The sequence below is a fragment of the Spirillospora sp. NPDC127506 genome, from assembly GCF_040302145.1.
Lineage (GTDB): Bacteria > Actinomycetota > Actinomycetes > Streptosporangiales > Streptosporangiaceae > Spirillospora.
Genome location: NZ_JBEORG010000021.1, coordinates 36,941 through 55,429 on the forward strand (window position 1 = coordinate 36,941; position 18,489 = coordinate 55,429).

Annotated in this window: 19 protein-coding genes; 9 read left to right on the top strand and 10 right to left on the bottom strand. The window is 74.3% G+C overall.

Annotation, left to right across the window (positions count from 1 at the left end):
* Positions 1-118 precede the first annotated feature (118 nt).
* Complete coding sequence (locus ABTW95_RS20565) at positions 119-379, top strand: WhiB family transcriptional regulator (protein WP_396445626.1); 261 nt, start codon at positions 119-121, stop codon at positions 377-379.
* 90 nt (positions 380-469) lie between these two features.
* Here the strand turns inward: ABTW95_RS20565 and ABTW95_RS20570 are convergent, their stop codons facing one another.
* Positions 470-2,134 carry a GAF domain-containing sensor histidine kinase gene (locus ABTW95_RS20570; RefSeq protein ID WP_500227111.1) on the bottom strand — a complete coding sequence of 555 codons (1,665 nt, stop codon included), beginning with the start codon at positions 2,132-2,134 and terminating at the stop codon, positions 470-472.
* Between the two features lie 76 nt (positions 2,135-2,210).
* On the opposite strand from ABTW95_RS20570, the gene ABTW95_RS20575 reads away from it, so the two are divergent.
* From ABTW95_RS20575 to ABTW95_RS20585, 3 genes are all read left to right on the top strand, one after another.
* Positions 2,211-3,374, top strand: coding sequence for an 8-amino-7-oxononanoate synthase (locus ABTW95_RS20575; protein ID WP_500227112.1), 1,164 nt, complete (start codon positions 2,211-2,213; stop codon positions 3,372-3,374).
* 37 nt (positions 3,375-3,411) lie between these two features.
* On the top strand, positions 3,412-4,215 hold the full coding sequence (locus tag ABTW95_RS20580; RefSeq protein ID WP_396445629.1) for a GntR family transcriptional regulator: 804 nt from the start codon (positions 3,412-3,414) through the stop codon (positions 4,213-4,215).
* A 73-nt stretch (positions 4,216-4,288) separates the two neighbouring features.
* Positions 4,289-4,579 (top strand): PDDEXK family nuclease, encoded by a 291-nt coding sequence (locus ABTW95_RS20585; protein WP_500227113.1) that lies wholly within the window; start codon positions 4,289-4,291, stop codon positions 4,577-4,579.
* 79 nt (positions 4,580-4,658) lie between these two features.
* Here the strand turns inward: ABTW95_RS20585 and bioB are convergent, their stop codons facing one another.
* Entirely contained in the window at positions 4,659-5,654 is a 996-nt protein-coding gene (gene bioB / locus ABTW95_RS20590) for a biotin synthase BioB (protein WP_500227114.1), read from the bottom strand.
* Positions 5,651-6,382 carry a dethiobiotin synthase gene (gene bioD, locus ABTW95_RS20595; protein ID WP_396445632.1) on the bottom strand — a complete coding sequence of 244 codons (732 nt, stop codon included), beginning with the start codon at positions 6,380-6,382 and terminating at the stop codon, positions 5,651-5,653. The genes bioB and bioD overlap by 4 nt, the downstream gene beginning before the upstream one ends.
* 114 nt (positions 6,383-6,496) lie before the next feature.
* On the opposite strand from bioD, the gene ABTW95_RS20600 reads away from it, so the two are divergent.
* The gene (locus ABTW95_RS20600; protein WP_500227115.1) at positions 6,497-7,282 is read left to right on the top strand and encodes a hypothetical protein; all 786 of its coding nucleotides are present in this window, start codon (positions 6,497-6,499) and stop codon (positions 7,280-7,282) included.
* Here the strand turns inward: ABTW95_RS20600 and ABTW95_RS20605 are convergent.
* The gene (locus ABTW95_RS20605) at positions 7,279-8,991 is read right to left on the bottom strand and encodes a carotenoid oxygenase family protein (RefSeq protein WP_500227116.1); all 1,713 of its coding nucleotides are present in this window, start codon (positions 8,989-8,991) and stop codon (positions 7,279-7,281) included. The two genes, ABTW95_RS20600 and ABTW95_RS20605, sit on opposite strands and share 4 nt — an antisense overlap.
* A 170-nt stretch (positions 8,992-9,161) precedes the next feature.
* On the opposite strand from ABTW95_RS20605, the gene ABTW95_RS20610 reads away from it, so the two are divergent.
* On the top strand, positions 9,162-9,656 hold the full coding sequence (locus ABTW95_RS20610) for a GNAT family N-acetyltransferase (protein WP_396445634.1): 495 nt from the start codon (positions 9,162-9,164) through the stop codon (positions 9,654-9,656).
* On the opposite strand, the gene bsaP is transcribed toward ABTW95_RS20610, so the two are convergent.
* Entirely contained in the window at positions 9,653-9,841 is a 189-nt protein-coding gene (gene bsaP, locus ABTW95_RS20615) for a biotin synthase auxiliary protein BsaP (protein WP_396445635.1), read from the bottom strand. The genes ABTW95_RS20610 and bsaP overlap by 4 nt on opposite strands.
* A gap of 3 nt (positions 9,842-9,844) precedes the next feature.
* Positions 9,845-11,185, bottom strand: coding sequence for an acetyl-CoA carboxylase biotin carboxylase subunit (locus tag ABTW95_RS20620; RefSeq protein ID WP_396453746.1), 1,341 nt, complete (start codon positions 11,183-11,185; stop codon positions 9,845-9,847).
* Between the two features lie 333 nt (positions 11,186-11,518).
* Between ABTW95_RS20620 and ABTW95_RS20625 the strand changes: the two genes are divergently transcribed.
* Both ABTW95_RS20625 and ABTW95_RS20630 read left to right on the top strand, forming a co-directional pair.
* Positions 11,519-12,502, top strand: coding sequence for a hypothetical protein (locus ABTW95_RS20625; protein WP_500227117.1), 984 nt, complete (start codon positions 11,519-11,521; stop codon positions 12,500-12,502).
* On the top strand, positions 12,484-12,930 hold the full coding sequence (locus tag ABTW95_RS20630) for a DoxX family protein (RefSeq protein WP_500227118.1): 447 nt from the start codon (positions 12,484-12,486) through the stop codon (positions 12,928-12,930). The genes ABTW95_RS20625 and ABTW95_RS20630 overlap by 19 nt, the downstream gene beginning before the upstream one ends.
* Before the next feature lie 8 nt (positions 12,931-12,938).
* On the opposite strand, the gene ABTW95_RS20635 is transcribed toward ABTW95_RS20630, so the two are convergent.
* The 4 genes from ABTW95_RS20635 to ABTW95_RS20650 are packed head-to-tail and all read right to left on the bottom strand — an operon-like array spanning position 12,939 to position 17,447.
* Positions 12,939-13,679: an XdhC family protein gene (locus ABTW95_RS20635; protein WP_500227119.1), complete on the bottom strand. Its 741-nt coding sequence runs from the start codon at positions 13,677-13,679 to the stop codon at positions 12,939-12,941.
* Positions 13,676-16,099: an aerobic carbon-monoxide dehydrogenase large subunit gene (locus ABTW95_RS20640; protein WP_500227120.1), complete on the bottom strand. Its 2,424-nt coding sequence runs from the start codon at positions 16,097-16,099 to the stop codon at positions 13,676-13,678. The genes ABTW95_RS20635 and ABTW95_RS20640 overlap by 4 nt, the downstream gene beginning before the upstream one ends.
* On the bottom strand, positions 16,096-16,584 hold the full coding sequence (locus ABTW95_RS20645; RefSeq protein WP_396445640.1) for a (2Fe-2S)-binding protein: 489 nt from the start codon (positions 16,582-16,584) through the stop codon (positions 16,096-16,098). Before ABTW95_RS20645 ends, ABTW95_RS20640 begins: the two co-directional genes overlap by 4 nt.
* Positions 16,581-17,447, bottom strand: coding sequence for an FAD binding domain-containing protein (locus ABTW95_RS20650; RefSeq protein WP_396445641.1), 867 nt, complete (start codon positions 17,445-17,447; stop codon positions 16,581-16,583). Before ABTW95_RS20650 ends, ABTW95_RS20645 begins: the two co-directional genes overlap by 4 nt.
* A 114-nt stretch (positions 17,448-17,561) precedes the next feature.
* Between ABTW95_RS20650 and ABTW95_RS20655 the strand changes: the two genes are divergently transcribed.
* Positions 17,562-18,488 carry a LysR family transcriptional regulator gene (locus tag ABTW95_RS20655; protein ID WP_396445642.1) on the top strand — a complete coding sequence of 309 codons (927 nt, stop codon included), beginning with the start codon at positions 17,562-17,564 and terminating at the stop codon, positions 18,486-18,488.
* The last annotated feature ends 1 nt before the right edge of the window (position 18,489 follow it).

An 18,489-nucleotide genomic window follows, 5' to 3' on the forward strand; every position in this document is an offset into this window, starting at 1 on the left:
GCGGCCGCCGCCGAACATTCATCCCTGGACCTGGTCGACAGCCTCCCGGGCGTTCGCGACATGTGAAACCGTTCACAAATGTGGAGTTTCTCCACCACCTGACGAAGGAGTGGACCGCATGGACTGGCGCCACCGCGCAGCCTGCCGTGACGTGGACCCCGAGCTGTTCTTCCCGATCGGCAACACCGGGCCCGCGATCCTGCAGATCGAAGAGGCCAAGCAGGTATGCCGCCGCTGCGACGTGTCCGACGCCTGCCTGCGCTGGGCGCTGGAGTCCGGCCAGGAGTCCGGCGTCTGGGGCGGGATGGGCGAGGACGAGCGCCGCGCCCTCAAGCGCCGGGCGCGCGCCAACCGCAACGCCCTCAGCCTCCGGCGCTAGAGCGCCTTCGCGGCCGCCGCCGCGGCCACGGGCGCCGGCCGCTCCGGGTGCAGTAACGGGAGACCGTACTGACAGCGCGGCCGGCGCCCATCACGCGCGTCCCAGCCGGTGGGTGTGGTCCAGCGGGACGTCGACCACCACCTCGGTGCCGCCGCCGGGACGGGGCCGGAAGTCCAGCCGGCCGCCCAGCTCCCCCACGATCAGCGTGCGCACAATCTGCAGCCCCAGGCTGGTGCTGTTCTCCACGTCGAAGTCCTCGGGCAGGCCGACGCCGTCGTCCGCGATGACCGTCACCAGCCGCCGCCCGGACGGCCGCTCCGCCGGCTCCGCCTCGTGCGGGGCGCGGGGCTCGTGCGCCCCCGGCTCCGGCCACTCCCCCCAGACCGCGATCCCGCGCGGCTCGCGGTGCTCCTCCCCCTCGCCGTAGCGGTGCGCGACGACCTCCAGCGTCCCGAACCGGTTGGCGAGGCCGTGCTCCAGGGCGTTCTGCAGCAGCTCGGTGAGCGCCATCGCCAGCGGCGTCGCGACCTCGGCGGGCAGGACCCCGAAGCTGCCGGTCCGCTTCGGGGTGACCTTGGTCTCCGGCGTCGACACCTCCCCCGCCATCGTGATCACGCGGTCCGCGATGTCGTCGAAGTCGATCAGCTCGTCCGGGGTGTGCGACAGCGTCTCGTGCACGATCGCTATGGACCCGACCCGCCGGACCGCCTCGTCCAGCGCGGCGCGCCCCTCCGGGATGCGCAGCCGCCGCGCCTGCAGCCGCAGCAGCGCCGCGACCGTCTGCAGGTTGTTCTTCACCCGGTGGTGGATCTCCCGGATGGTGGCGTCCTTGGTCATCAGCTCCCGGTCCCGCCACCGCAGCTCGGTGACGTCCCGGCACAGCACGACCGCGCCGATCCGCGTCCCGCCGACGACCAGCGGGATCGTCCGCAGCTGCATGATGGAGCCGCGCGACTCGACCTCGACCTCGCGGGGCGCGCGGCCGGACAGGACGGCGCTCAGCGCCTCCTCCATCGGCTCGCCGGTGTCGCACAGGTCCGCGGTGATCTGGCCGAGCGCCTCCCCGACCAGGTCGGCGGGGAAGCCGAGCCGCCGGTACGCCGACTGCGCGTTGGGGCTGGCGTAGGTGACCCTGCCGGACCGGTCGAGGCGCATCAGCCCGTCGCCGACGCGCGGCGACCGCACCATGTTCGGCTCCTCGCCGGGCACCGGGAACCGCCCCTCGGAGATCATCGTGGCGAGGTCGCTGGCGCTCTGCAGGTAGGTCAGCTCCAGCCGGGACGGGGTGCGCGCCGAGCTGAGGTTGGTGCTCCGCTGGATCACGCCGAGGATCTTCGCGCCGCGCCGCACCGGGATGGACTCCTCGCGGACGGGGATGCCGCTGCCCCACTCGGGGTCGCCCTCCCGGACGATCCGGCGCTCCCGCCACGCCACGTCGATCAGCCCGCGCCGCCCCGTCCGGACGACCTTGCCGACGAGGTCCTCCGGGTAGGCGGTGGGGCCGGTCGTCGGGCGCATCTGCGCGATCGCCACCCAGCCGGGGACGGCCGCGCCGGTGTCCACCCGGGTCCGCCGGCTCGGGGACGCCCCCTCGGCGGGCAGCGCCTCCGCCGACCGCAGCGGCACCCACAGCAGCAGGTCGGCGAACGACAGGTCGGCGAGGAGCTGCCAGTCGGACACGAGCGCGTGCAGCCATTCCAGGTCGGCCTCGGTGAGATCGGTGTGATCGCGGACCAGATCGGTCAAGGTAGGCACGCGACCATCATCGCCCATGCCTCCTTGTGCCCGGGCGGATCCCCCGCCCGGTGCGCCACCTGGCAGGATTCCCGGCATGACCGCAGGACGAGACCCCCTGGCGCGGCTCCGGGACGCGGCGGCGCGGCGGGCGGCCGCGGGGCTGCGCCGGACGGCGCGCCCCCGCCCGGACGGGCTCACCGACCTGGCGTCCAACGACTACCTCGGCCTCGCCGGCGACCCCCGGCTGGTCGCGGGCGCGTGCGCGGCGGCCCGCGCCTTCGGCACCGGCTCGACGGGGTCGCGCCTGGTCACCGGCACGACGGAGCTGCACGCCGAACTCGACCGGCGCCTCGCCGCGTTCACCGGCAGCGCCGCCGGGCTCGTCTTCTCCTCCGGCTTCCTCGCCAACCTGGGCGCCGTCACCGCCCTCGCCGGGCCGGGCACGCTGGTGGTCTCCGACCAGGTCAACCACGCCTCGATCGTGGACGCGTGCCGGCTGTCGCGGTCCCGCGTCGTGATCGTCCCGCACCGGGACGCCGCCGCCGTCGAGCGGGCGCTCGCCGAGCGCGACGAGGACGACGCCCTCGTGGTCACCGACGCGGTGTTCTCCGTGGACGGCGACATGGCCCCGCTGAACGCGCTGCACGCGGCCGTCCGGGCGCACGGCGCGCTGCTTGTCGTGGACGAGGCGCACGCGCTCGGCGTCGTCGGCGACCACGGCCGCGGGGCCGCGCACGCCGCGGGCCTCGCCGGGGAGCCCGACGTGGTCCTGACGGCCACGCTGTCGAAGTCGCTCGCGTCCCAGGGCGGCGCGGTCCTCGGCGCCCCCGAGGTGATCGAGGCGCTGGTCGACACCGGGCGCTCGTTCATCTTCGACACCGGCCTGAACCCGCCCGCGCTGGGCGCCGCGCTCGCCGCGCTCGACGTGCTGGAGTCCGACCCGGCGCTGCCCGCCCGCGCGCGTGACCGCGCCGCCCGCATCGCAAACATCGCGGCCGGTTCCGGCCTGGAGACCGCGGCCCCGGCCGCCGCCGTCGTCCCCGTCTTCCTCGGCGAGCCGCACGCCGCCCTGCGGGCCGCGGAGATCTGCGCTGAGCACGGGCTCCGCACCGGATGCTTCCGCCCGCCGTCGGTCCCGAAGGGCCGCGCCTGCCTGCGCCTCACCGCCCGCGCCACGCTGGACGAGGCGGACCTCACACGCCTCCGGGAGGCCCTGGCCGCGGTGGCGTCTTCTACCGGCCGTAGTCTGCACGCATAACATCGGGGAAAACCGATGATGAACGTGAGGAGATGCCGTGACGGAGGTCAGGGGCGGACCCCGGCACGGGGGCGGGTTCGAGCACGCTTTCGACCGCGCCTCCCTCGCGGGCCTCGGTAAACGCCATCCGAACCAGGCGCCCCGCATCCCGAAGTACTACAAGCTCAAAGAGCTGCTGGTGGAGCTGATCCAGTCGCTTCCGGCCGGCAGCCCGCTGCCGCCCGAGCGGTCGCTCGCCGAGAAGTACGAGACGTCCCGCACCACCGTCCGGCAGGCGCTCGCCGAGCTCGTCGTCGAGGGGCGCCTCCAGCGCATCCAGGGCAAGGGGACCTTCGTCGCCAAGCCGAAGGTCGCGCAGGAGCTCCAGCTCGTCAGCTACACCGAGGACATGCGGCACCACGGGCTGCGCCCCGAGACCCGCATCCTGGAGGCGGGCTACGTCAGCGCCGACGAGAGCCTCGCCACCCTCCTCTGCATCCGCCCGGGCGGCCGGGTCCTGCGGGTGCACCGCCTCCGCCTCGCCGACGGCGAGCCGATGTCGATCGACACGTCCCACCTCCCGGCCCGCCGCTTCCCCGGGCTGCGCCGCGAGCTGTCCCGCCACCACTCCCTCTACGAGACGCTCGCCACCGCCTACGACGTCCACCTGACCGAGGCGGAGGAGACGATCGAGACCGTCCTCGCCACCCCCCACGACGCCCAGCTCCTCGGCGTCGACGTGGGCCTGCCCATGCTCCTGCTCTCCCGGCACGCCTTCGACACGACGGGCCAGCCGGTCGAGTGGGCCCAGTCCCTGTACCGCGGCGACCGCTACAAGTTCATCACCCGCCTGAGCCGCTGACCCGTCCCCCTCGCTCTCAAGATCTTCGACCACGGGTTCGAAGAAGCCGACTACGCTGGGTGCACCCATCGAGATGGCCGTGGAGGTGACCTCCAAGTGGGGGGCCGACGGAGATCGCCCGCCCCGGCAGACCCCGCCCCGTGAGAAGAACAAATGGACCGGCTACGCCAAGGCGGAGGTCCCCTACTACCTCCTCATCGACCGCGCGCCCAAGATCGCCCGGTCGACGCTGTACTGCATCCCCGATCGGGCCACGGGCGCCTACCTCCATCAGGAATCCTGGGCGTTCGGCGAGACGGTCCACCTGCCCGACCCGTTCGATCTCGAGATCGACACCGCGCACTGGACGACGTGGGAAGGCTGATCGGAACCCCCGTCGAGGCCGGGGAGCGCTCTAGGCCGCGTGAGCGCGCGACCGGCCGGCGCGGGAGTCCGCGGCGGCCTCAGAGAGTCCGGCTCAGGGCCTTGATGGGCATCTGGAGGTCGGTGAGCAGGTCCAGGTCCTGCTGGGCGGGGCGGCCGAGGGTGGTCAGGTAGTTGCCGACGATGATGGCGTTGATGCCGCCGAGCATGCCCGCGCGGGTGCCGAGGTCGCCGAGGGTGAGTTCGCGGCCGCCGGCGTAGCGGAGGATGGTGCGGGGCAGGGCCAGGCGGAACGCGGCGATCGTCTTGAGGGCTTCCGCGCCCTCGACGAGGGGGAGGTCGGCGAACGGGGTGCCGGGGCGGGGCGCCAGGAAGTTCAGCGGGACCTCGTCGGGTCCGAGCTCGGCGAGCTGGGCGGCGAACTCGGCGCGCTGCTCGGTGGTCTCGCCCATGCCGACGATGCCGCCGCAGCACACCTCCATGCCGGCGTCCTTCACCATGCGGAGGGTCTCCCAGCGCTCCTCCCACGAGTGGGTGGTGACCACGTTCGGGAAGTGGGAGCGGGCCGTCTCCAGGTTGTGGTTGTAGCGGTGGACGCCCATCGCGGCGAGCTCGTCCACCTGGTCCTGGGTCAGCATGCCGAGCGAGCACGCGATGTTGATCTCGACGGCGTCGTTGATGGCCTCGACGCCCTCGCGGACCTGCGACATGAGGCGTTCGTCGGGGCCGCGGACGGCGGCGACGATGCAGAACTCGGTGGCCCCCGTCTTCGCCGTCTCCTTGGCGGCCTCCACGAGTTCGGGGATGTTCAGCCACACCGAGCGGACGGGCGACTCGAACTTGCCGGACTGGGAGCAGAAGTGGCAGTCCTCGGGGCAGCCGCCGGTCTTCAGCGAGACGATCCCCTCGACCTCGACCTCGGGGCCGCACCAGCGCATCCGGACCTCGTGGGCGAGCGCGAGCAGCTCCTCCAGCCGGTCGTCCGGCAGGGTCAGGACCTCCAGGACCTGCTGTCCGGACAGGCCCCCGCCCTCGTCCAGGACCTGGCGGCGGGCGGTTTCGAGGATGTCCGTCACGTGTTCTCCTTGTCGAGGCCGTAGCTGTCGCGGAACGCGGCGGCGTCGAAGCCGCCGCCGAACGAGGGGGCCAGGCCGCGGTGCGCGGCCAGCAGGAACTCCGCCGGGTCGAGCGCGCCGGCGCCCGCGGGCAGCGCGCCCGACAGCGGGCGGGCCGCGATGGTCTCCAGGTCGCGGATGTTGCTGCGCATGGCGAGGTCCGGGTCGTCCGGCCACGCGCCGATCACCACCCCGGCGAGCTGCACGCCGCGGTGCGCCATCGCCTCCAGGGTGAGCGCGGTGTGGTTGAGCGCGCCGAGACCGGGGCGGGTCACGACGACGGCGGGGGCGCCGAGCCGGCGCGCAAGGTCGGCGATGGTGGCGCCGTCCTCGTCGTAGCGGACGAGGAGGCCGCCCGCGCCCTCGACGAGGACGAGCCGGCGGCTCCCGGCCAGGTCGCGGACGCGTTCCGCCGCGTCCGCGAGCCGGAGGGGCGGGAGCCCGGCGCGGCGGGCGGCGGCGGCCGGGGACAGCGGGTCGGGGAAGCGGGCGAACTCGTGCACGTCCGCGACGCCGGCGAGGCGGCGCACCTCGTCGAGGTCGCCGGGCTCCCCGTCGCCCGCGCCGGTCTGGCCGGGCTTGACGACGGCGACCGACGCGCCGCGGGCGGCGGCGACCGCGGCCAGCGCCGCGGTGACGACCGTCTTGCCCACCCCGGTACAGGTCCCGGTGACCACGAGCACGCTCACAAGGCGGCACACTAGCGCGGGCCCGCGGCGCGGACTCCCGCCGGATCCCACAGTCTTCGGCGGGCGTCTTTGTAGCGGGCGGAACCCGCGGGCGGGGCGGAGCGTCCAAGCTCCATGGCCGGACCGTACACGCGTTCCCGCCGGGCGCCGGCTCTCGCCTGCGCGGCGCTGGCCGCCTGCGCGCTGACCTCCTGCGGCGGCGGCTCCGGTGAGGCCGGGCCCTCGGCTCCGCCCGCACCGTCCGCGTCCGCGGCATCGCCCCCCGCCAAGGACACCCCCGCCGGCGAGCACCTCGTCCTGCGCCGGAGGGAGACCGGCGGCATCGCCGGCATCGGCGGCCCCGGCTCCGTCCCCGGGTTCTCGCTCTACTCCACGGGGCGCGCGGTCGTCGCGTCCCGGGGCGAGCTGACCGAGTACCGCCTGAGACCCGATGCGCTGCGCCGGCTCCTGGACGAGGCGCGCGCCGCGGGCCTCGGCCGTTCGCACACGGTCGGCTCCGACCGGATCGCCGACGCGGTCGTCACCGTGGTCACCCTGGACGGCGCGACGACCCGCATCATCCAGCCGGAGTCGCAGGCCGGCCCGGAGGCCCGCTTCCTGAAGAAGCTGGACCCGGCCGGGTGGGCGGCGTCCGACCAGGCCGCGGAGCCGAAGCCGTACAGGCCGGAGAGGACCGCCGTCCTCGCCGGTGAGATGCCCGGGAGCGGCACCGCGAAGAAGTGGCCGCTGGAGCCGCTCGGCGACGGGGTCCGGGTGGCCGGGAGCATCTGCACCCTGGCGCCGTCGGCGAAGGTGCCCGAGTCCGAGCCCGGCACCGCCTGGCGGAGCGGGGGCAAGACCTACTCCGTCCGCCTCCGGCCGCTGCTCCCCGCCGAGTCGTCCTGCGCGGACCTGCGCTAGCCGCCCTCCGTGCCGGACGACCCGGTACCGCCGCGCCGCGGGCTCCGGCGGGCGTCCAGTTCGGCGGCCACCTCGCGGGCGGTCGCCGCCAGGCCGGGGTCCAGCCGGTCCAGGCGGGCGTCGAGGTCGTCGGCGAAGCGGAGGCGCTCGACGTCGGGCGCCGGGACGGCTTCGGGCATCCACGCCGAGTGGATCAGGAACGGCACCGTGGTCCCGCGCGGCGGGGCCAGCACGGCGACGGGGCCCCGCCCGACGTCGGCGGCGTCGAAGAGCTCGACGCGGAAGCGGTCGTCGTTGTGGACGGCCACGACCAGGTACCCGTCGTGCCCGCCGGGTTCCGCGCCCGCGTACCGGCTGCCGCCGTGCCCGCGCGGGACGAAGGACGGCGAGGTCGGGTAGTCGTCCAGCGCGAACGTCCATTCGGACAGCGCCTTGAGGTCCTCGCGGTCGTGGCTCACCAGGACGGCCGGGGTCTCCTCGGGCGGGAACAGCGCCGGGTCGACGCGGCCCGCGTAGTTGCGCATGGCCCGCCGGTTGACCGCCTCGGGGTGGAAGCCCAGGTAGACGAGGTGGTGCCGAGTCGGCGCCGTCTGCCCTTCGATGCTCCAGTCGATGGCGGACAGCTCGGCCTGCCACCAGCGCTCCGGGTCGCGGGCGCGGGCGCGCTCGGTGATCCGGCCGGTCTCCGGGTCGAACCGCAGGACGGTCGTGAGCGCGGGCGCCATGCCGTGGCAGTACATGCCGCGCAGCGCCGGGTCGATCGGGCGGCCGTACACGTCGACGTCGTCCTCGCGCAGGTACATCCCGATGTCGACGCCCTCTCCGTGCTCCATGACGACCTCGACGCCGTCGGAGTCGTCGTAGCGGGCGTAGAAGTGGTTGACCTCGGGGGCCAGGCGGAACACGGTGCAGGCGACGGTGCTCCGCCCGGGGAGCAGGTCGTCCTTGCGGATCAGCAGGACGGGCCCGTCCGGGTTGTTGGGCGCGGTGCGGTCCCCGCCGAAGATCTCCTCGACCTCGATCCGGTAGGCGGTGTCGGCCAGGACCAGCCAGTCGCGGGTCTGCGTGATCGTGTGGGTGGCCTGCGGCAGCGCCGCGTCCTCGACCTCCCAGCGGTGGACGCGGGTGCCGGTCCCGTCGTAGCGGATGACGGAGACGGCGCCGGTCAGCACGTCCCGGCTGACGCTCCACAGGCAGCCGCGCTCGGGGTCGACGACCGGGTGCGCGGTGGTGGAGACCAGCGGCAGGACGGCGTGGTCCATCGCGGGCCTCCAGTCGTCGCGGTGCCCGACCTCGGCGACGAACTCCAGCGTGACGGGGTCGACCTCGACGGGACGCCCGGCGTCCCAGGTCGCGAAGAGCCGGTCGCCCCACGGGAGCGGCGCGGTGTTGGCGGCGTTGACGAACCCCCACGGCGAGTCGGTGCCTACCGGCCCGGCGGTGAACAGGTCGGGCCGCTTGCCGCGCAGCCGCACGGACGGCGTGTCGATGACGCGCGCCCGCCAGGGGAACCGCCCGCCGGGGTCCGGCCTGAGCGGCATCCGCGCGATGATCCCGTCGCCGAAGAACGCGTGCCGCGGACGGGTCCGCTGGTCGGAGGCGCTGACGACGTAGTGGCCGCGCACGTCGTCCGGCCAGGCGCCGGCGACGACCTCCAGGTCCATGTCGGTGGCGCCCTGCGTGCCGAGGATGGAGCGGGGAACCGGCATCAGCCCTCCCAGGTGTTATTGGCTCCCCGCCAATCAACCGTCCGGCCGCGGCGCCGTCAAGGGACCGGAGCCGGTGCCGCCGCGGCCGCCGCGGCGACTACGCTGATCGGGCGGTCGTCGGTGGCGGCAGGTCGTCCACCCGCACGGCCCGCATGGAGGATCGACGACCCATGTCCGACGCGTTGGTCGTACGGGTGGCGCGGCCCGAGGAGTACGAGCTCGTCGGCGATCTGACCGTCGAGGTCTATGTGCACGGCGGGCTGGTGTCGCCGGAGTCGTCCTATGTGAAGACCCTGCGGAACGCGGGCGACCGGGCCGAGAAGGCCGAGCTGCTCGTCGCCGAGGTCGGCGGCGAGGTCGCGGGGGCCGTCGCCTACTGCCCGCCCGACAGCCCCTACGCGGAGCTGGCCGGGCCCGGCGAGGCGGAGCTCCGGATGCTCGCGGTCCTGGAGAAGGCGCGCGGCAAGGGCGCGGGGCGCGCCATGGTGACGGCGTGCGTGGAGCGGGCGCGGGCGGCCGGGCTGCGCGGGCTGCGGCTCTCCACGCAGCGCAACATGCGCGCGGCGCAGCGGATGTACGAGCGGCTGGGGTTCGTGCGCACCCCGGAGCGGGACTGGGCACCGGCGCCGGGAGTGGACCTGCTGACCTACGCGCTGGCGTTCTAGGACGCGCTCCGCAGCGCGCCGTGCTCGGCGCAGCGGGCCGTCCAGCCGAGCGGGGTCACCTGGACCACCATGCGGCGGCGGCAGTGCGCGCAGTAGCGGGGCGGCTCCATCTCGCGGGCGGCGCGGCAGGCGGCGTGGTCGCCCTCGGCGGCGGGTTCGCCGCAGCGGTCGCAGTACACGGCCATACCTTACGACGGCGTGCGCATGCGGCCCACGACGCCGGTGTCGTAGGAGCCGTCCGCGAACTCGGGGCAGTCCAGCAGCTCGCGCAGGAACGGCAGGTTCGTCGGCGGGCCCTCGATGCGGAACGCGCCGAGGGCGGCGCGGGCGCGGGCCAGCGCGTGGGCGCGGTCGTCGCCGTGGACGGTCAGCTTGGCGAGCAGCGGGTGGTAGACGGGCGTGACGGTGTTGCCCTCGGCGTACCCGGCGTCGATGCGGATGCCGTCGCCGACGGGCTCCTCCCACACCTTGATCTCGCCGGAGCCGGGCAGGAACTCGCGCGGGTCCTCGGCGTGGACGCGGAACGCGATGGCGTGGCCGCGCGGGTCCGGGCCGGTGAACGAGACGGGCTCGCCCGCGGCGATGCGGAACTGCTGCTCGACGAGGTCGATCCCGGTGGTCATCTCGGTGACGACGTGACCGGACGGCAGTCGGGTGCACATCTCCAGGAACCAGAATTCCTGCGCGGCGGGGTCGACGAGGAACTCGACGCTGGCGACGCCCCGGTGGCCGACCGCGTCGCCCGCGCGGACGGCCGCGGCCAGCATGCGCTCCCGGAGGGCGGGGGTGACGCCCGGCGACGGGGTCTCCTCGACGATCTTCTGGTAGCGGCGCTGGACGGAGCAGTCGCGCTCGTCGAACGGGACGACCGTGCCGTCGGCGAGGCCGAGGATCTGCACCTCGATGTGCCGGGCGCCAGGCACGTACCGCTCCAGCAGCACCTCGCCGTGCCCGAAGACGCGGTCGGCGGCGGCACGGGCCGTCTCGTAGGCGGTGCGCAGGGACGGCTCGTCGTGCGCGGCGGCCAGGCCGACGCCGCCGTCGCCCGCGGCGGGCTTCACCATGACGGGGTAGCCGATGCGCTCGGCCTCCTCGGCCGCCGTGCCGGCGTCCGGGACCGGCTCCCACGCGCCGGGCGCGACGGGGACGCCCGCCTCCTTCATCAGGTTCCGCGAGTTGATCTTGTCGCCCATCCGGGCGATGGCGAGCGGCGGCGGACCGACCCAGACCAGGTCGCGCTCGGCGACCTGCCGGGCGAGCGAGGCGTTCTCGGCGAGGACGCCGTCGCCGGGGTGGATCGCCCGCGCGTTGGTGCGGTGCGCGGCCTCCAGGATCGCGGGGACGTTGAGGTAGCTGCGGGCCGGGTCGGCGGGGCCGATCAGGACGGCCTCGTCCGCCTCGGCGACGAACGGCAGGTCGGCGTCGGCCGCGGAGTGCACGGCGATGGCCTTGAGGCCCATCGCGCGGGCGGTGTGCAGGATCCGGCCGGCGATCTCCCCGCGGTTCGCCACGAGCACCGATTCGAACACTGCGGACTCTCCCTCCCGCGACCGGGCGGGGCCCGGCGCCCCGCGCCCGACGCAGCCTAGCCCTGATCGCGGCGCCGCGCCCCGGCCCGTCCATCGGTGAAATCGCCGGTCCGTGTTCGCGGGCGCCCCATGGAATGGCAGCTCAGGCGTCCGCCCCGCGATCACTGTGAACCGGCACAATTGACTTGGCGCCGGGCGCCGTTCACTGTGTGGTGCGTCGCGGCCGACCATTCCCGCATCGTCGCGGAGCTCCCTTTTCCACCGGTCGGCCGCCGCATGCCGAAAAATGCGCCGCGGTTCTCCGCGCGGCGCGGCTCCCCAAGGAGGAGACCCATGTCCCTCGACCGAACGCCCCCCGCACGAACATCCCCCGGACGAACGCTCCTCGGACGGATCATCGTCCTCGCCTGCGCGGTCATGGCGCTCGCCGGCACCGCGCCCGCACCCGCCACCGCCCAGGCCGCACCGCCCGCGAAGGCCGCGGCGCCGCAGACCGTGACGCTGCGGTACGGGCCCTACACCATTCCCAAGGCGGAGAACGGCGAGCACGGCATGCTGCCGAACCAGCTCGCGTTCAACGTCGAAAAGCCGTGCGAGAACTGCTACATCACGGGATTCAAACCGAATCTCGTGTACGCGGACGGCAGCAATGCCAACATCAATACCGGGCCGATGCTGCACCACGCCGTCATCTTCAATTCGGCGGCGTGGGACACGGTGTGCGGCGGGCCGCGGCGCGTCCTCGCGTCCGGCAACGAGCGGATGGAGAGCGTGTTCCCGGCCGGCTACGGGTTCCGGATCGGCCCGTTCGACCGGTGGACGCTGCTCGCCGACCTGATGAACCACGCGCACGAGGAGAAGACCGCCTACCTGGAGTTCACGTTCACCTACCAGCCGGTGCTCGGCTCGCACATCACGCCGGTCATCCCGCTCTGGCTGGACGTCGGCGGCTGCATCGACTCCACCTGGGACACCCCCGCCGAGCCGAGCGAGAGGTCGCGGACGTGGCGCTCGACGGTCTCCGGGAACCTCGTCCACATCCGCGGCCACCTGCACCACGGCGGGATCGCGGTGCAGACCGAGAACACCACCACCGGGCAGCTGCTCTGCCGCAGCGCGGCCGAGGAGGGCGGCACGCCCGAGTTCATCGACCACCACGGCATGACGGAGGTCTCCCGGATGCCGTCGTGCAGCGGCTCGCCGATCGGCTGGATCAACCGGGGCGACACCCTGAAGATCACCGCGTCGTACAAGGCGTCCGAGGCCGGCCTCGCGGACGTCATGGGCATCATGCACGGGTGGGTGACCGAGGGATGATCCCGGTGGACCGGCTGGCCGGGCCCGTGCTCGCGCTGTTCCGCGGCGTCGTCGGGCTGCTGTTCCTGTGCCACGGCGCGGCGTCGCTGTTCGGGGTGCTGGGCGGCAACCGGGGCAGCGGCCACGCGATCGAGGCCGGGGCGTGGCCGGGCTGGTGGGCCGCGCTGATCCAGCTCGGCTGCGGCGCGCTGGTCCTGGCCGGGCTCGGCACCCGCGCGGCGGCCGTGCTGGCGTCCGGTTCGATGGCGTACGCGTACTTCACCGTCCACCAGCCGCACGCGCTGCTGCCGCTGCGCAACGGCGGCGAGAGCGCGGCGCTGTTCTGCTGGGCGTTCCTGCTGATCGCGGTGCTGGGGCCGGGCGCGTGGGCGCTCGACTCCCGCCTCGCGGGCCGCCGGCGGCGGGCGCCGGCGAGCGCGACGCCCTGATCCCTCCCTCAGTCGCAGCAGTGGTGGTGGACGTCCGGCTCGGCCCCGGTCCCTGTCCTCCGGGGCCGGGCCGGACGCAGCGAGAGGATCTCCGCCAGCACCGACAGGGCGATCTCGGGCGCGGTGCGGGCGCCGATGTCCAGGCCCGCCGGGGTGCGGACGCGGTCGCCGCCGTCCAGCCCCGAGACCACCGCCGTCCCCCGCTTCCGGCTGGCGATGAGCCCGATGTAGGGGACGCCGGCGTCCAGCGCGGCCTTGAGGACGGCCTCCTCGTCGCGGCCGTGGGTGGCGACGACGACCGCCGCCGCGTCCGGCGGCGGCGGGTCCGCCGCGGCCGAGGGCCGGACGTCGAAACCGGCCGCGCGGCCGACGTCGGCGAACGCACGCGCGACCGGGCCGTCCCCGTACACGCTGAGCAGCGCTGGGGGGATCACCGCTTCGAGGAACACGTCGACCGTCCCGCCGGACAGGCACGGGTTGGTGACCGTGACCAGCCCGTCCAGCGGATCGCCCCCGGCGTCGGGGGTGATGCGCAGCAGCGTCGACTCGCCCGATTCCAGCAGCCGCAGCGCCTGGTCGCGCACCGCCGACTCGGCGCAGTGGCCGCCGACGAACCCCTCCATCGTCCCGTCCGGCAGGACGAGCGCCCGGTCGCCGGTCTTCGCGCTCGTCGGGCGCTCCGCCCGCACCACCGTGGCGAGCACGTACGGGGTCCGCTCGCCGCGCAGCCTCTCCGTCTTGTCCATCATGGGATCGCCAGGTCCGTGCGGAACGGCCGTCCCTGGATGACGCGCCAGACGTTCGCCGGGGTGAGCGGCATGTCGGCGTGCCGGACGCCGTAGGGCGCGAGCGCGTCCACGACCGCGTTGACGATCGCGGCGGGCGAGCCGACCGTCGCGGACTCGCCGACGCCCTTCGCGCCGAGCGGATGGTGCGGGGACGGCGTGACGGTCTCGCCCAGCTCCCACGACGGGCACTCCATCGCGGTCGGCAGCAGGTAGTCCATGAACGACGCGCCGAGGTGGTTGCCGTCCTCGTCGAACGCCATGACCTGCATGAGCGCCATCCCGACGCCGTCGGCGAGGCCGCCGTGCACCTGCCCCTCGACGATCATCGGGTTGATGCGGACGCCGCAGTCGTCCACCGCGACGAACCGCCGGACGGAGACCTTGCCCGTCCCCGGGTCGACGTCGACGACCGCGATGTAGGCGCCGAACGGGTAGGTCAGGTTCGGCGGGTTGTAGACGGTCGTCGCGTCGAGGTGGCCTTCCACGCCCTCGGGGAGTTCGAGGCTGCCGTGCGCGGCCATCGCGATCTCCTGCATGGTCGCGCCGGACGACGGGTCGCCGCGCACGCCCCAGCGCCCCGGCGTCCATTCCAGGTCCTCCGGCGCCGCCTCCAGCATCGCGCCCGCGACGATCCGGGCGCGCTCGCGCACCTTCCGCGCGACCACCGCCGTCGCCGCGCCCGACACCGGGGTGGACCGCGACCCGTAGGTGCCGAGCCCGAACGGCGTCTGGTCGGTGTCGCCGTGGACGACCTCCACGTCGTCCACCGGTATCCCGAGCTCGTGCGCGACGATCTGCGCGAACGTCGTCTCGTGGCCCTGCCCCTGCGACTGGACGGAGATCCGCAGCACGGCCTTCCCGGTCGGGTGGACGCGCAGCTCGGCGCCGTCGGCCATGCCGAGCCCGAGGATGTCCATGTGCTTGCGCGGCCCGGCGCCGACCGCCTCGGTGAAGAAGCTGATGCCGATGCCCATGAGCTCGCCGCGCTCGCGCCGGGCCGCCTGCTCGGCGCGCAGCTCCTCGTACCCGGCGATCTCCATCGCCTTGCGGAGGGCGCGGGGGTAGTCGCCGGAGTCGTACTCCCAGCCGGTCGCGGTCGAGTACGGGAACTGCTCGGCGCGCAGCAGGTTGCGGAGCCGCAGCTCGGCCGGGTCCGCGCCGAGTTCGGCGGCGAGCACGTCCATCATGCGCTCGACGAGGTAGGCGGCCTCGGTGATGCGGAACGAGCAGGCGTAGGCGACGCCTCCGGGCGCCTTGTTGGTGTAGACGCCGGTGACGGCGCAGTGCGCGGCCTCGATGTCGTACGAGCCGGTGAACACGTGGAAGAACCCGGCGGGGAACTTGGTCGGCTGCGCCGTCCCGTTGAACGCGCCGTGGTCGGCGAGCACCTTCACCCGCAGCCCCCGGACGCGGCCGTCCCGCGTCGCGGCGATCTCGCCCCGCATGTGGTAGTCGCGGGCGAACGAGGTCGTCATCAGGTTCTCCGACCGGTCCTCCATCCACTTGACCGGGCGGCCCGTCACGATCGACCCGACGATCGCGCACACGTAGCCGGGGTAGATGCCGACCTTGTTGCCGAAGCCGCCGCCGATGTCCGGCGACACCACCCGGATCTTGTGCTCGGGCAGCCCGGCGACCAGCGCGTACACGGTGCGGTGGGCGTGCGGGGCCTGGGTGGTGGTGTGCACGGTGAGCTTGCCGGTCACCTTGTCCATGTCGGCGACGATCCCGCACGTCTCCAGCGGCGCCGGGTGGACGCGCGGGTACAGGACGTCCTGCGCGACGACGACCTCGGCCTCCTCGAAGACGCGGTCGGTGGCGGACGCGTCGCCGGCCTCCCAGTCGAAGATGTGGTTGTCGGTGCGCCCCTCGACGTCGTCGCGGATGACCGGTGCGCCCTCGTCCAGCGCGCGGCGGGCGTCGATGACCGGGGGCAGCGCCTCGTAGTCGACGTCGATGAGTTCGAGGGCGTCCCGCGCCGCGTAGTGCGAGTCGGCGACGACGAACGCGACCTCCTGCCCCTGGAACCGCACCTTGTCGGTCGCGAGGACGGCCTGGACGTCCCCGGAGAGGGTCGGCATCCACGCCAGGTTCAGCCCCGCGAGCGTCTCGCCCGTGATCACGGCCCGCACCTGCGGGTGCGCCTCGGCCGCCGCCGTGTCGACCGACACGAGCCGGGCGTGCGCGTACGGGCTGCGCAGCACCGCCCCGTACAGCATCCCCGGCAGCTTGAGGTCGTCGACGTAGTTGCCCTTGCCGCGGATGAAGCGGGCGTCCTCCTTGCGCGGCACCCGCCCGAACCCGTGCCCGTTGCCCGCGTGCCCGTCGCCCGCGTGGCCGTTGCCCGCGGAGACGTTCCCGGCCTGCCCGTTCTCGCTCATCGCGCCACTTCCTCGGCCGCGTCCTCAACGGGGTGCTCGGCCGCCCAGCGGACGGACCGGACGATGTTCTCGTAGCCGGTGCACCGGCAGATCTGCCCCGACAGCGCTTCGCGGATCTCCGCCTCGGTCGGGTCGGGGTTGCGGTCGAGGAGCCACCGCGACGTCATCATCATCCCCGGCGTGCAGAACCCGCACTGCAGGCCGTGGCACTCGGTGAAGCCCTTCTGGACGGGGTCCAGCTCCCCGTCCCGTTCGAGGCCCTCCACGGTGCGGACCTCCTTGCCCGCGGCCATCACCGCCAGGACCGTGCACGACTTCACCGGCACGTCGTCCAGCCAGACGACGCACGCGCCGCAGTTGGACGTGTCGCAGCCCCAGTGCGTCCCGGTGAGGTCCAGTTCGTCCCGCAGGAAGTGGACGAGCAGCAGCCTCGGCTCGACGTCGCGGGTGTACGGCTGCCCGTTGACCGTCACGGTGATGTTCACGTCAGGCACCTCTCGTAGGCGCGGCGCAGCGCGCGGGTGGTCAGCTCACCGGCGAGGTGGCGTTTGTAGTCGGCGGGGCCGCGCTGGTCCGAGCCGGGGTCGCAGTGCTCGGCGGCGACCCGCCCGGCCTCGGCGAACAGCTCCTCGGACGGGGCGGCGCCGCGCAGCACGTCCTCGGCCTCGGCGGCGACGAAGTGCTCGGCGCGCACCGCCGTCAGCCCGATCCCGGCCTCGGCGATGCGGCCGTCCGCCAGCCAGAGCGCGGCGCCGGCGGCGCAGAGCGGCCAGTCCCCGACGCGCCGCTCGACCTTCACGTAGGCGCTCGACCCGCCGGGCCTGATCGGGACGCGCAGCTCGGTGAGCAGCTCGCCGGGCTCGATGACCGTCTCGTAGGGACCCGTGTGGAACTCGCGCAGCGGCACGACCCGCTCCCCGTCCGGCCCCCGGATCACCGCCGACGCGCGCAGCGCCCCGAACGCCGCGGACAGGTCCTCGGACGGGTCGGCCTGGCAGAGCGAGCCCCCGACCGTCCCCCGGTTGCGCACGACCGGGTCCGCGATCACCCGCTCCGCGTCGTGCAGGATCGGGAAGTGCTCCCCAGCGACGGCGGAGCCGAGCAGCTCCGCGTGCCGGACGAGGGCGCCCACGCACAGCTCGTCGCCGTCGATCCGGATGCGGGCCAGCTCGTCCACGTCGTTGATGTCGATCAGCGCCTCGGGCTGGGCCAGCCGCAGCTTCATCATCGGGATGAGGCTGTGGCCGCCGGCCACCACCCGGGCCTCGTCGCCGTGCCGCGCCAGCAGTGCGAGGGCCTCCTCGACGGTCGTCGCCTTCGCGTACTCGAAATTAGCGGGAACCTGCACGGCGCCCCCCCTCGGAGTGGATGTGGCCGGATTCTCACCCCGCCCGCATGCGGCCACAACGGCCGAATAAGGGAAGCCTTAACGTGGGGCCCGAAACCGCGCAGACTGGTCGGTATGACGCTGACGCAGCTCGGCGCGTTCGTGCTCGTCGCCCGGCTCGGCTCGGTGAAGGAGGCCGCGCGGGCGCTGAACGTGAGCGAGCCCGCCGTCTCCCAGGCGCTCACCGCGCTGCGCCAGCACCTGGGCGACCCGCTGCTGGTCCGCGGGCCCGGCGGGATGACGCTCACCGAGGGCGGCGCGCGGCTGCTGCCGATCGCCTCGCAGATGGTGGTGCTCGGCGCGGAGGCGGAGGGCGCGGTCCGCGCCGCGCTCGGCGCGCCCGAGACGCTGCGGGTCGTCGCCGTCCCCGCCCTGGCCGAGTTCGTCGCGACCCCGCTGCTGGAGGCGTTCGCGGCCCGCTCCCCGCGCGGCGTCGAGGGCGACGCCGGTGTCGCGGCCGGACGGGAGATGGCCGTCCTGCTGCACAACCGCCTCGCCGACATCGCCCTCGGCCCGCCCCTCGCCGACGACCAGGGCGGCCTGGTCGGCGAGCCCGTCTTCCGGGCCCGGCTCATCGCCGTCGGCACCGCGCCCGCCCCCCGCCCGCTGTGGCTGGTGGACCCGTCCGGGACCGACCCGTCCAGCGAGACGTCCCGGCTGCTGCGCCGGCTGAAGGTGCCGGAGGACCGCGTCCGCGTCTACCCCACGCAGACCGCGGCGTGGGCTGCGGCGGCCGACGGCGACGGCCTCGCGGTGGCGATCGCGCACCTGGTCGCGCCGCGCGTGCAGCGCGGCGAGCTGCGCGTCATCGGCACGCCCGCCACACCGGTGGAGATCACCTGGCACGCCACCACGCTGGCGCCGGACCGGCGCCCGCCGCTCGCGGGCGCGTTCCGCCGGTTCCTGGCCACCGCCGAGGCGCTGCACATCATGCGCTCCCCCGGCTCGGGCGTCCCGCCGTCCCGCTTCCGGCCCCCGGTCTACGTGACCATCTGGAGCTGAC